Annotated in this window: 12 protein-coding genes and 1 tRNA gene; 5 read left to right on the top strand and 8 right to left on the bottom strand. The window is 71.1% G+C overall.

Annotated features, from left to right (window positions below; all coding sequences use genetic code 11):
- Positions 1-171 precede the first annotated feature (171 nt).
- The 8 genes from A5481_RS33940 to A5481_RS26020 all read right to left on the bottom strand — a co-directional run bounded on the left by A5481_RS33940 (position 172) and on the right by A5481_RS26020 (position 6,152).
- Entirely contained in the window at positions 172-666 is a 495-nt protein-coding gene (locus A5481_RS33940) for a hypothetical protein (RefSeq protein ID WP_156311725.1), read from the bottom strand.
- 19 nt (positions 667-685) lie between these two features.
- Entirely contained in the window at positions 686-928 is a 243-nt protein-coding gene (locus A5481_RS33935) for a hypothetical protein (protein WP_156311726.1), read from the bottom strand.
- A 646-nt stretch (positions 929-1,574) separates the two neighbouring features.
- Positions 1,575-1,652 (bottom strand) — tRNA-Pro (locus A5481_RS26045).
- A gap of 102 nt (positions 1,653-1,754) precedes the next feature.
- Positions 1,755-2,393 (bottom strand): TPM domain-containing protein, encoded by a 639-nt coding sequence (locus A5481_RS26040; RefSeq protein ID WP_048432350.1) that lies wholly within the window; start codon positions 2,391-2,393, stop codon positions 1,755-1,757.
- Positions 2,393-3,178, bottom strand: a complete 786-nt coding sequence (locus A5481_RS26035) for a TPM domain-containing protein (RefSeq protein ID WP_048432351.1) — start codon at positions 3,176-3,178, stop codon at positions 2,393-2,395. Before A5481_RS26035 ends, A5481_RS26040 begins: the two co-directional genes overlap by 1 nt.
- A gap of 4 nt (positions 3,179-3,182) precedes the next feature.
- The gene (locus A5481_RS26030; RefSeq protein WP_048432352.1) at positions 3,183-3,788 is read right to left on the bottom strand and encodes a LemA family protein; all 606 of its coding nucleotides are present in this window, start codon (positions 3,786-3,788) and stop codon (positions 3,183-3,185) included.
- A 168-nt stretch (positions 3,789-3,956) separates the two neighbouring features.
- On the bottom strand, positions 3,957-4,436 hold the full coding sequence (locus A5481_RS26025; RefSeq protein ID WP_048432353.1) for an HTH domain-containing protein: 480 nt from the start codon (positions 4,434-4,436) through the stop codon (positions 3,957-3,959).
- Between the two features lie 618 nt (positions 4,437-5,054).
- The gene (locus A5481_RS26020; protein ID WP_048432354.1) at positions 5,055-6,152 is read right to left on the bottom strand and encodes a replication protein RepA; all 1,098 of its coding nucleotides are present in this window, start codon (positions 6,150-6,152) and stop codon (positions 5,055-5,057) included.
- 953 nt (positions 6,153-7,105) lie between these two features.
- On the opposite strand from A5481_RS26020, the gene mazG reads away from it, so the two are divergent.
- The 5 genes from mazG to A5481_RS25995 all read left to right on the top strand — a co-directional run bounded on the left by mazG (position 7,106) and on the right by A5481_RS25995 (position 11,785).
- Entirely contained in the window at positions 7,106-7,909 is an 804-nt protein-coding gene (mazG, locus tag A5481_RS26015) for a nucleoside triphosphate pyrophosphohydrolase (protein WP_048432355.1), read from the top strand.
- Positions 7,910-8,197: 288 nt separating this feature from the next.
- Positions 8,198-8,773 (top strand): helix-turn-helix domain-containing protein, encoded by a 576-nt coding sequence (locus tag A5481_RS26010; RefSeq protein WP_245238648.1) that lies wholly within the window; start codon positions 8,198-8,200, stop codon positions 8,771-8,773.
- Between the two features lie 11 nt (positions 8,774-8,784).
- Positions 8,785-9,312 carry a GNAT family N-acetyltransferase gene (locus A5481_RS26005; protein ID WP_048432357.1) on the top strand — a complete coding sequence of 176 codons (528 nt, stop codon included), beginning with the start codon at positions 8,785-8,787 and terminating at the stop codon, positions 9,310-9,312.
- Between the two features lie 127 nt (positions 9,313-9,439).
- Entirely contained in the window at positions 9,440-10,486 is a 1,047-nt protein-coding gene (locus A5481_RS26000; protein ID WP_082172957.1) for a catalase family peroxidase, read from the top strand.
- Positions 10,487-10,561: 75 nt separating this feature from the next.
- Positions 10,562-11,785: an MFS transporter gene (locus tag A5481_RS25995; protein WP_048432358.1), complete on the top strand. Its 1,224-nt coding sequence runs from the start codon at positions 10,562-10,564 to the stop codon at positions 11,783-11,785.
- Positions 11,786-11,822 lie beyond the last annotated feature (37 nt).

The raw sequence follows: 11,822 nt of genomic DNA, 5'->3' as shown, positions 1-11,822 counted from the left end.
CAAAACTGAAAACGCTCTAGCACTGTCAGATCGACTGCCTGGAAGCTGACCGTCCGAACCGCCGCAATGGGTGGGAAGCGCAGCTTGGCATTCCAGCCCAGAGCGGACGCTCCAAACTCGACTTAACGTGTTCCTGGAAAGAGTCTCGCGGGCTGAAATCTTCATAAGAGCCTACTCTATTGCCGCGCCAAAGCGCCGAATAGCCTCATCAAGTATTTTTTGACTGCTAGCCCAGTCATCCTTATCGGTCTCGGCCGGGACCAGTAAGTCAGAGGCATCAACAAGTGATAGTTTGCTTTCCGAAAGCAGTTTCAGTCGCTGCTGGGCGTTTCTGAGATAGTATCTAAATGACCAATTACGGGCATTTTTATCTGTAATATACAACACCGTATTGTCAGATATAAGACTTACCAGGAACTTTTTAATATCTGCGAGCTCGTCAAGATATTCCTCGCTTACATCACTAAGAAAAACAGCCCTCCAAAGAGAAAACGCTACCCCAGTAAGCTCGTGCGCGGCATCTTGAAGCTCTACATTGCTGTTTAATTTTTTCTCACTTTGTACAATAATCCTATAAAGCTCTAAGGTGCTTTGCTGGTTTGCAGAGCGTCCTTCGACAAGCCAAGAGAAATGCTCCGGACTGATATTCGCTATCCGATCAGACATATTTGAACCCGCAGCTGTTTTAAGGCATTTCCCTAAAGCCAAGTTCGGTCAGGCGTAGGCAGCCATTGTCAGTTTCTTCGATCCATTTCTGGCTAGCTGCGTAATCTAAGCCCTGCTGAATATCCTCCATGTGAATACGTTGCCGAGAAGCAACAGCGACAAAGTTGTTCGCTCGCAGCACATGGCCGGGGCGGCTATTGAAGTGAGCGTAGATATTGAGAACCAGTCTGCCGCTCTCTTCAGGGGTGGGAAGCTTAGCCATATAATCTCCTCATACCTTCATATGACACACCGCCCGAAAGGTTGTCACCCAGCGTGGCACCTCCGGCATCGCCCATTCTGATCGTGGGTCTTGCGCACCAAGCTCGCAGGGAAGCGGACCTTCTGAGCGTCTGCAAAGGGTCGAAAGGAGTCCCCCACATGGCCAAGCCGATTGGGTAGAGGACAACAGCGCCGCTGTGGTCGCGGACCTCGCCCCGTACGCGGCGGCCGAGGTGCTGGACGCCCTGCTCGCCCTATATACGCCGCGCCCGGCATCTGGAGCCGCCAATGCGGCGTCGGCTTGGACCTCGAGGCGGCCTTGTGGACGGTGATCGGCGACCAGGACGAAGACGATCGGCGAGGGCGAGCCCCGGCGGTGCGAAGCGCTGGTGGCCGGCACGTTCGAGGCCTGTGGCGCCGATCTGATGGCGCTCGAGGCAGCCACGCGCCGGCGGGATGTGGTGGTCGCAGTGCTGCGGGTCGGTCGGGAGCATCTGATCGCTTAAAGCTACGCCCAAGCAGCAGGGGGCGATCCGCCTTCGCCTGCAGCCCCCAAATCGACAATGCTGGCTTACTATCTGCTTACCAACGCGAATTTCCGGTAAGCCAAAAGCACCCGCATCCCCGGCTAAGTGCTTGATTTTGAATGGTCGGAGCGAGAGGATTCGAACCTCCGACCCCTAGTCCCCCAGACTAGTGCGCTAACCGGGCTGCGCTACGCTCCGACGCCCCGAGAGGGCGAGCGGGGTATTAGCGCCGCGCTCGGTTCCGCGCAAGCCCCTTCTCGGCGCAAGCCCCTTTCCGGGCCGGACGGGCGATCGGCCCGCCTACTCGGTCACGATCACCCGGTTCGGCAATTCGTCGGTGTCGTCGGGCAGGGACGGGGCGGCCTCGGCGAGGATCGTGCCGGCGGCCTCGACCGCCCGTGCGAGCCCGTCGGCCAGGGCGTCGCGGCGGAGCGCCGCCACGAGGTCGTCGATCACGGCGCGCCAGCATTCCGGCGCGGTGCCGACCCCGACATCCGTCACCACGTCGGCGTAGCGCTCGGCCAGGGCGACGTAGATCAGCACGCCGGTGCGGCCGCGCGTGCCGGCAAGGCCCCGGGACCGGAACTCGTGCCGGGCGGCGGCGCGGGCGCGGGCGCGGCGGAGGGAGCGGGGCAGGACGCGGGCCAGGCGGGCGCGGCTCGGAGCCGCCGCGAGGCCGGCGAGCAGCGCCAGGGCGGCGACGAGCTGGAGCAGGAAGATTCTCGTGGCGGAGAGCCCGGTGAGGAGGATCAGCGGCCAGGGCACCAGCAGGGCGCCCGCCAGCGCCAGCGCCGGGGGCAGGCTGCGATAGGCGCCCGAGCGGGCCGCCACCATCACGACGATCTCGCCCGCGGTCCCGCGCTCGGCCGCCGCGACCGCCGCCGCGATGCGGGTGCGCTCCGCCCCCGTCAGGAGGGCGGGCCTCGTCTCGTCCGGCATCACCACTCTCCCGAGGCGCCGCCGCCGCCCGACGAGCCGCCTCCGCCCGAGAAGCCGCCGCCGTCGCCCATCCCTCCCCCCAGGCCTCCGCCGAAGCCGCCGCCGAAGCCGCCCGAGGGGCCCGGCACGACGATCCAGCTCCCGCCCGGGCGGCGGTGCGGCCGGCCCGGGCCGCCGCCCCGCCCGGCCAGGAGCCGCACCAGCATGAACCCGATCACCACGAGCAGGATCACCACCAGGATCGGGTCGAGGCCGCCGGCCGAATCCTCGCGCACCTCGGCCTTGCGCTGCCACTCGGCGGCGTCGCCGGAGAGGATGCCCAGGATGCCGTCGACCCCGGCCCGGATGCCGCCGGGAAAATCCCCGGCCTTGAACTTCGGCGCCACCGCGCTCGCGATGATCACCTTCGACAGCGCGTCGGTCAGCGCGCCCTCGAGGCCGTAGCCGACCTCGATCCGCACCTTGCGCTCGGCGGGTGCGACGAGGAACAGCACGCCGTTGTTCCTCGCCCCGGTGCCGAGGCCCCAGGCGCGGAACAGCCGGTTGGCGAAATCCTCGACCGAGGTGCCCTGGAGCGAGGGCACGGTGGCGACGACGACCTGGTCGGTGGTCCGGTCCTCGTGCGCCTTCAGCCGGGCCGCGAGCGCCGCCGCGTCCTCGGGCTGCAGCAGCCCGGCGCCGTCGACCACCCGGCCGGTCAGCGGCGGCAGGTCGAGGGACGCCGCCGCCCCGGCCCAGAGGATCGCCAGGAGGGCGAGGAGGGCGGCGCCCGGGGCCTTGCGCATCCGGCTAGAACTTCACGTTCGGCGGGCGGGCGGCGTCGGGGGTGGCGGTGAAGGCCTCCATCGGCTTGGCGTCGGGATAGAGGGTGGAGGCGATCCAGCGGCCCGGGATCGTGCGGATCTCGGTGTTGTAGGCCTGCACCGCCTGGATGTAGTCCCGCCGCGCCACCGCGATGCGGTTCTCGGTGCCCTCGAGCTGCGATTGCAGGGCGAGGAAGTTGGCGTTCGACTTCAGGTCGGGATAGCGCTCGACGGTGACGAGGAGCCGGCCGAGCGCGCCCGAGAGCTGGTTCTGGGCGTCCTGGAACTCGCGGAACTTCTGCGGGTCGCTGACCGTCGACGCATCGACCTTGACCGAGGTCGCCTTGGCGCGGGCCTCGGTCACCTGCACCAGCACGTCCTTCTCCTGCTGGGCGTAGCCCTTCACGGTCTCGACGAGGTTCGGGATCAGGTCGGCGCGGCGCTGGTACTGGTTCTGCACCTCGCCCCAGCGCGACTTGGCGGCCTCCTCCAGGGTGGGCACCCGGTTGACCGCGTCGCAGGCCGAGAGGGTGGTGGCGAGGCCGAGCGCCAGCACGAGGAGCCGCAGGCGGCCGAGGAGGGAGGCTGTCATGGCGGGCGGCGGAGCTCCTGGTCCGGGCGGCGCCTCACGGCGCCGCGAGCGTTGCCGGACCGGAGATAGGCGGCATTCCGCCGCGGACCAGCGTTGCCCGGTGGTGAACCGTCCGTCCGGGCCGGACCTCGCGGTCGCCGGCGCGTCCCGCCCCCGCTCCCCCCGGCGTCAGGAGGCGAGCCCGTAGACCGCGTCGCCGAGGCGGCGGAAGACGCTGCCGCCTTGCGCGCGCTTCCACAGCCGGGTGTTGAGGGCCGCGACCGGATCGTGGCCCGGCAGGGTCAGGCCGCGGGCGGCGAGCCGTTCCCAGATCTCGGCGGCGTGCATCGGCCGCCCGGCCTCGGCCAGGATCGCCTCGGCCGCCTCGATTAGCCGACGGCCTTCCCGGCGCGCCGCGGCGCCCGCGGCCTCGGCCTCGGGTGCGGGTGCGGCCCGCGGCGGCTCGGGACGCCGTGCCGGGTCCGGGCGGGGCGGCTCCGCCGGGGCGGGCGCGGGCGTGGCCGAGGCCGGTTCCGCGGCATCCGGCCGGGCGAGCCGACGGCCGAGATCGAGGTAGAGCTCGTGCTCGGCGATGGCCCGGTCGAGGGCGGCGCGCCGGCGCCGCAAGTCGTCCAGCCGGGCCTCCGTTTCCGCTTCCGACAGGAACATGCCGCCCTCTTGGAATATTCTGAAATTCCGACATCACTCGATGCGTGCCGGGAATTCCTAGAATAAGAATATTCCGCACGGGTGCAAGCCCGGTGTCGCGTGCGCCGGTGACGTCCGCCCTCGGTGGAGCCGGGGTGTTCCCCCTCCCCGGCAGCCGTGCGGCTGGTCCTCGTCTGTTTCCTTGAATGAATGCGAAACATTCCATATGCCCCGGACGTTTTTCACCGTCGCGGCCGGCCCTGTCCTCGTCCGTGTCCTGGGGGCGCCCGCCGGCGCGTGACCGTGCCGGCCGAACCGGTCCCCGCGCGGCCGGCCATGTCTCGACGGCACGCAGACCGGTTCACCGCGCACGGGACGGTTCCATCCGGACCCGGATCGGCCCCCGCCGGCGACGGCGCGGCTCCGGCGACACGATGCGAGGTCCGGGCGCGGCCGACGAACCGGCAGACCGAGGACACGACCGGGCGCACGCCCCTCCCCCTCTCGAGGAGCGCCCTCGCGGCAAGGCCGGGATCGTCCGGCGCGGGGTCGGTTGACGCGCGACGGCCCTCCGCGCGCGGCCGCGCAGCGCGGTCCGGGACCGGATGGCTGTCCGCCCCGGAATCGGGGCGGGCGCCGTCAGGCCGCCCCTGCCCCGGCGGCCGCGGCCTTGCGGCGGGCGGCTTTCGGCGGGACCAGGAGGGAGCCGGGATCGGTCGGCATCAGCTGCAGGCCGGCCTCGTCGAGGCTGATCGGCAGCTTCGGGAAGACCTCCTTGACGTGGACCACGTCGGCCTTGAACGCCTGGCGGAAGCTGCGCAGGGAGGCGTTGTCGGCGCCGAACTGCTTGTGGACCGTGTCCCAGCTCAGGCGCAACGGCCGCTGCAGGCTGCGCAGGCGGTAGCCGATCCAGAACAGGAGGTCGAGCTTGCGCGCCGAGCCCGAGAAGGCGCGGGCGGCCCGGATGTCGACCGGCAGGGCGTGCTGGACCAGGTTGTCGTAGAAATCCTGGTGGAACTGCACCGTCTTCGACCAGGCGATGCCGTCCTGGCCGCTCGCACGCCAGAGGTCGAGCTGGCGGAACGGCGGCATGGTGATGGTCGAGGAGCGCGACTGCCCGTCCCACAGGCCGATCTGCATCGTGCAGGCGGCGAGCCGGTGCAGCTGCTCCTTGAACTGCCGGATCGTGCCGCGCTCGCCGCCGGTGACGGCAAAGCCCATCTCCCGCATGAAGCCCGACAGGCTGTCGGCGACCTCGACCGTGGGGCTGCGCTGGCGCACCGCCTCGGTGCAGAGATGCAGCAGCACCAGCCGGGCCTTGGGGCCGTAGGGCAGGCCCTGCAGCTCCATCTGGCCGGTCGCCGGGTTCTTCAGCCGCCCGGCCAGGATGCTGAGCGTGTTGCGGCCGTACTCCCGAAAGAATTCCCGCTCGTCGCCGGGGTCGCGGTAGGGCAAGCCGCACAAAGCCAGGACGGAATGGATGTGCTGGATCGCGTCCGGGGTGACCGGCTCGGCCTCGATCACCATCCGCACCGCGTCGCGCCGGCGCTGGTCGCGCCCCATCGCGGCGCGGGTCTCCTGCCGGCGCCCGGACTCGGCCCGCTCGGCGTCGCGCAGGGCCTGGCGGTGGGCGATGTGCTCGACGATGACCGCGAACAGGAATCCGCCCCGGGCCGCTTCCAGCTCGGCCAGCAGATCCTCGTCGTGGATCGCCGCGATCTTCGCCTCGATGCTCATGCCTGACGGTCTTGCCTGACGCCTGCCGGATGCCGCGGCGCTCCCGCCGGTCCCGGTCCCAAGCCTTCATGCACGATTCGGCTCCCCGGATTCCGTAACCGGGGGTGGGTTATCCCAAGATTCCCACCACTCGTCCCCGATATCCCGCCCGATATCCCGCCCGTTGGCCCGCGGAGATTCCGACCGGGCCGCCCGCGACGGCGCGTGGAGGGGCCCGGGAGCCCCGTGGAGCCCGATCGAGGCCCCCGCCCTGATGGGACCCGCGCTCGAGTGCCCTCCCCGCCCGGACGGGCCTGTGGGCGGCCTGTGCATGGCCCTGTGGGACGGGCGGGACGCAGCCTGTGGCGATCCCTGTGGCGATCCCTGTGGGCTGAAGCCCCCCGAGCCGGTGGAGACCCGGTGCACGGGCGGCGCAGAGTTCGATACGGGGCGGAGTCGCGGGCCGGCTTCCCGCGCAGAGTTCGATACGCGGGGGCGGATCGAAACCGGCCGGATTCCGAGGGGTTGGGCGGGCCCCGACGCCGAATCCGATGCGCGGCCACGCCGAATCCGATGCGCGAACCCCCGGAATCCCCGCAGAATCCGATGCGCATCCACGCAGAGTCCGATGCCGATCCACGCAGAGCCGTATGCGCGACCACCCCGCAAGCCTCTGTTGGGACAGCGGAATTCGCCCCTCCATATAATCCACATAACTGACTCTCTGAGAATCCATGACTGATAAGTCACCTATAGGGCCGAGACAGGGTTCGTTTTGACGAACGATAGGGTGCGCCTTCGGCGCCGATTGGATACAATCCTCCTGACTGCGGAATTTACGGAATAAACGAGGAAGATCAGGTCCCTGCCCTGCCTTGCCCTCCTCTTCCCTGGCGGTGCTTCACCACGGCGTCTCCGGCGCCTATGAGCGGGCCCGAGGCGCCGCCGGGTGCGGCGTGGACGGATGGCCGGACATGAGCACCACCCCGATCGCGCGGCTCCTCGGGATCATGGCGCGCTTGCGCGACCCGGAGGGCGGCTGCCCCTGGGACCTGGCGCAGACCCCGGCCAGCATCGTCCCCTACACGATCGAGGAGGCCTACGAGGTCGCCGACGCGGTCGAGGGCGGCGACCCGGAGGAGCTGCGCGACGAGCTCGGCGACCTCCTGTTCCAGGTCGTGTTCCAGGCCCGGATCGCCGAGGAGGCCGGCCGCTTCGCCTTCGACGACGTGGCGGCCGCCATCGCCGACAAGATGGTGCGCCGCCATCCCCACATCTTCGGCGAGGTCCGCGGCCTCGATCCGGAGGCGGTGAACGCCCAATGGGCGGCGATCAAGGCGCAGGAGCGAGCCGACAAGACCCGCTCCGGCCGCGCCGCGCCGGCGGGGACGCTGTCCGGCGTACCGCTGGCGCTGCCCGCCCTCGCCCGGGCGGAAAAGATCTCGCGCAAGGCGGCCGCCGTCGGCTTCGACTGGCCGGATGCCGCCGAGGTCGTCGCCAAGGTGCGCGAGGAGACCGACGAGGTGGCGCAGGCGCTGGCCGGGGAAGGCCCCGAGGCGGTGGCCGAGGAGATCGGCGACCTCCTGTTCTCGGTCGCGAACCTCGCCCGCCACGCCGGCGTCGATCCGGAGGAGGCCCTGCGGCGGGCGAACCTGAAGTTCCAGCGCCGCTTCGCCGCCATGGAGGCGGAGGTGACGCAGGCCGGCCGCACCCTGCCGGAGGCCGGGCTCGCGGCGATGGAAGCGGCCTGGGTCGCGGTGAAGCGGCGGGAGCGCTGACGGGCGGCGTCCTTATGGAGAGTCGGCCTGTCGTTCGCACGATGCGCGACATCGCGACCTCGGCCCGACCACGCAGGCCGACGATGGATGATGCGGCCGAGCGCGCCGTGACGGAGCCTGCGCCGTGCATCGTCCGGGAGCGGCCGCCCTGACGCGGAGGGTTCGCGGGGCACCGATGCGAAGGGCGCCGGTCCGGCGCGCTTCCGGAGGCCCGGGAGACCGGGCTTGACCTCCGTCTGATCGTGAGAGAATTTCTCATTTATGAGAGATGCTCGTGCGCCCGATCCCGTGACCGACCCCCTGCCCGACGCCGCCGGCATCGACCTGCGCCTCGCCGCCCGGCTCGCCTCCCTGCGCCAGGAGCACGGCCTGTCCCTCGACGCGCTCGCCGCGACGAGCGGGATCAGCCGGGCGACCCTGTCGCGGCTGGAGCGGGCCGAGACCAGCCCGACCGCCTCGCTGCTCGGGCGGCTCTGCACCGTCTACGGCCGGCCGATGTCGCGGCTGCTCGCCGAGATCGAGGCCGATCCGGCCCAGGTGGTGCGCCACGACGACCAGGCCGTCTGGGTCGATCCCGAGACCGGCTTCCGCCGCCGGGGCGTCTCGCCGCCGGCCCGGGGATATGCGGCGGAGCTCGTCCTCGGCACCCTGCCGGCGGGGGCGGCCATCCCGTACGAGGCGCCGCCGGTCGGCGGCCTCGAGCATCACCTCTGGATGCTGGAGGGCCGGCTCGACCTCACCCTCGACGGCGTCACCCACGCCCTCTCGCCGGGGGATTGCCTGCGCTACCTGCTCGCCGGCGCCTCGCGCTTCGCCTGCCCGGGCCCGGAGGCCCGCTACCTCATCGCGATCTGCCGGCCGTGAGAGACCAGGACATGACGTCGCCCATCCCCTCGATCGCGATCCTCTCCCCCGCCGAGGCCGAGGCCGCGCTGCCGGACCTCGCCGCCCTGCTGCTGGCTTGCGTCCTCGACGGGGCCAGCATCGGCTTCGTGCTGCCCTTCCGCCTCGCCGAGGCCGAGGCGTTCTGGCGCGACGGGCTGCCGGCCCTGCGGAGCGGCGCGCGCCGGTTGCTGGCGGCGCGCCACGAGGGGCTGGTCGTCGGCAGCGCCCAGGTCGGCCTCGCCGGCCCGCCGAACGGCCGCCACCGCGCCGAGATCACCAAGGTGCTGGTCCATCCGCGGGCGCGCCGCCGCGGCCTCGGCCGGGCCTTGATGCTGGCCGCCGAGCGGGTGGCCGCCGACGAGGGGCGCTCGCTCCTGATCCTCGACACCCGCGCCGACGATGCCGGCGAGGCGCTCTACCGCTCGCTGGGCTACGCCGTCACCGGCGTGGTGCCGGACTATGCCTGCTCGCCCGCGGGCGTGCCGGAGCCCTGCACCTTCATGCACAAGCGGCTGTGATCCCGGCCGTGACCGGCATCCCGGTTCGGCCCCTGACGCATTTTTGATGCGCGATCGCTTGCGCGCAATCGAATTGTCGGGTCATGTCGCGCCGGGCCGAATCGGCCCTGTGAGGGGATCACCGACCATGACCCAGGCCTTCGCGAACCAAGCTTTCCCGAATCGGGCCCCCATCCGGCGCGCGCTCGTCGGCGCCGTGCTGACGCTCGCCGCGCCGGCCGCCGTCTCGGTCGCCTTCGCGCAGAACGCGGCCGCTCCGGACGCCGCGTCCACCGCCGAGCAGACCATCGCGGCGATGACCAAGATCTTCGGCGACCATCCGGGCAAGCGCTCGAACCACGCCAAGGGCGTGGTGGTGGAGGGCAGCTTCACCCCGTCGAAGGACGCCGCCTCCCTGAGCAAGGCGGGCGTGTTCGCCGGTCCCGCCGTGCCGGTGACCGTGCGCTTCTCCGACGCGACCGGCCTGCCGCAGATCCCCGACGGCGCTCCCGAGGCCAACCCGCACGGCCTGTCGATCAAGTTCAAGCCCGCCGACGGCTCCGAGATGGACGTCGTCACCAACTCGCTGAAGTTCTTCCCCGTCGCGACCGGCGAGGAGTTCCGCGATCTCCTGGTGGCGATCACCCGGAGCGGCCCCGGCACGGCGAAGCCGACCCCGGTCGAGCAGTTCATGGCGGCGCACCCGACCGCCCCGAAGGCGCTCGCCACCGCCAGGACCCCGTCGAGCTTCGGCCGCCAGGTCTATAACGGCGTCAACGCCTTCGTGCTGGTCGACGCCGCCGGCAAGCGCAACGCCTTCCGCTACCGCATCGTGCCGGTGGCCGGCGAGGAGCTCCTGAGCGCCGACGACGCCAAGGCCAAGGCCCCGAACTACCTCGTCGAGGAGATGCCGGCCCACCTCGCCAAGGCCCCGGTGGCGTTCCGGGTCGAGGCGCAGATCGCCCAGCCGGGCGATTCGACCAAGGATTCGACGATCCCCTGGCCGGAGGACCGCCGCTTCGTCGATCTCGGCACCCTGACCCTGACCAAGGCGGTGCCCGACAGCCAGACCGTCGAGAAGACGCTGCTGTTCATGCCCAACAACCTGCCGGACGGCGTCGAGGTCTCGGACGATCCCCTGATCGACGCCCGGGTCCAGGCCTACGCGATTTCGTTCGGCCGCCGCTCGCAGTAAGTGATGAATGCGCGGCCCGGGGATCGCCCGGGCCGCGCGCCTCGACGTGGCCTCCCGCGGCAGGGGCCGGACCCGATGATCCCCTTCCTCAAGGCCAACCTGCGCTGGCTCGCGGCCGGGTTCCTGCTGCTGTTCTGCTCCTGCTTCGGGCAGACCTTCGTGGTCGCCCTGTCGGGCGGGGCGATCCGGCGGGAGTTCGGGCTGTCGGACGGGGCGTTCGGGACGCTCTATGCCGGCGTCACCCTGGCTTCGGCGGTGGTGCTGGCGGGGCTCGGCGGGCTCCTCGACCGCTGGCCGGCCTCCCGGGTGGCGGGCCTCGCCGCTCTCCTGCTCGCGGCGGGGGCCGCCGGGCTCGGGCTCGCCCCGAACCTCCCGGCGCTGGCCGCGAGCCTGTTCCTGCTGCGCCTCGCCGGCCAGGGGCTGATGCTGCAGACCGCCTACACGCTTCTCGGGCGCTGGTTCTCGGCGGAGCGCGGCCGGGCGGTGTCGGTCGCCGCCACCGGGCTCAATGCCGGCCAGGCCTGCCTGCCGCTGGGATTCGTGGCCGCCGCGGCGCTCGTCGGCTGGCGCGGGGCCTGGCTCGGCGTCGCGGCCCTGGTCCTCGTCGGGGCGCTCCCCCTCGCCCGCCGCCTCGTGCGGCGCGAGCGGGTGCCGGCGGAGACGGCGCGCTCCGGCCCGGCCGAGGGGGCGACCCGCGCCCAGGCCCTCGCCGATCCGCTCCTCTACGGGCTGCTCGCCGCGATGCTGCCGCCCTCGTTCATCAGCAACACGATCTTCTTCCACCAGGTGCATCTCGCCGAGAGCCGGGGCTGGCCGCCGGAGGTGCTGGCCGCCGCCTTCCCGCCCTACGCGGTCGCGACCCTGGTCTTCCTGCTCGTGGCCGGCCGGCTCGTCGACCGGTTCTCCGCCCTGGCGCTGCTGCCGGTCTACCTCGTGCCGTTCGGGCTCGGCTGCCTGGTCCTCGGCGGGGTCGAGGCGCGCTCGGCCGCCTTCGCCTTCATGCTGCTCTACGGCGTCACCGACGGGATCTCCCTCACCCTGTTCGGCGCCCTCTGGCCGGAGGTCTACGGCACCCGCCACCTCGGGGCGATCCGCGGCGCCATCGTGGCGATCATGGTGCTGGGCACGGCCGTGGGCCCCGGCCTGTCGGGCCTGCTCATCGACCGCGGCGTGTCCTTCGCCGCCATCGTGACCGGGATGGGCGTGTACTGCCTGGCGATCTCCGGCGCGCTGCTCCTGGTGCGACGCCGTCTCGCCGCGCATCTGCGCGGGCGCCGCTTCGCCGCCGCCGCGGCCTGAGGCCCGGCCTCCTCCCGCACTGCAACACAGACCTGTC

This window comes from Methylobacterium platani (assembly GCF_001653715.1).
Lineage (GTDB): Bacteria > Pseudomonadota > Alphaproteobacteria > Rhizobiales > Beijerinckiaceae > Methylobacterium > Methylobacterium platani.
The sequence above is the reverse complement of the archived record's forward strand: the minus strand, read 5'-3'. Positions and strand labels throughout refer to the sequence as shown.

Bases quoted from the DNA above. Each gene is read 5' to 3' on its own strand.
- A5481_RS26030 (WP_048432352.1), bottom strand. From the start codon at position 3,788: ATGACAGCCTCCCTCCTCGGCCGCCTGCGGCTCCTCGTGCTGGCGCTC.
- A5481_RS26020 (WP_048432354.1), bottom strand. From the start codon at position 6,152: ATGAGCATCGAGGCGAAGATCGCGGCGATCCACGACGAGGATCTGCTG.
- A5481_RS26025 (WP_048432353.1), bottom strand. From the start codon at position 4,436: ATGTTCCTGTCGGAAGCGGAAACGGAGGCCCGGCTGGACGACTTGCGG.
- A5481_RS26000 (WP_082172957.1), top strand. From the start codon at position 9,440: ATGACCCAGGCCTTCGCGAACCAAGCTTTCCCGAATCGGGCCCCCATC.
- A5481_RS26035 (WP_048432351.1), bottom strand. From the start codon at position 3,178: ATGCGCAAGGCCCCGGGCGCCGCCCTCCTCGCCCTCCTGGCGATCCTC.
- mazG (WP_048432355.1), top strand. From the start codon at position 7,106: ATGAGCACCACCCCGATCGCGCGGCTCCTCGGGATCATGGCGCGCTTG.
- A5481_RS26005 (WP_048432357.1), top strand. From the start codon at position 8,785: ATGACGTCGCCCATCCCCTCGATCGCGATCCTCTCCCCCGCCGAGGCC.
- A5481_RS26040 (WP_048432350.1), bottom strand. From the start codon at position 2,393: ATGCCGGACGAGACGAGGCCCGCCCTCCTGACGGGGGCGGAGCGCACC.
- A5481_RS33935 (WP_156311726.1), bottom strand. From the start codon at position 928: ATGGCTAAGCTTCCCACCCCTGAAGAGAGCGGCAGACTGGTTCTCAAT.
- A5481_RS33940 (WP_156311725.1), bottom strand. From the start codon at position 666: ATGTCTGATCGGATAGCGAATATCAGTCCGGAGCATTTCTCTTGGCTT.
- A5481_RS25995 (WP_048432358.1), top strand. From the start codon at position 10,562: ATGATCCCCTTCCTCAAGGCCAACCTGCGCTGGCTCGCGGCCGGGTTC.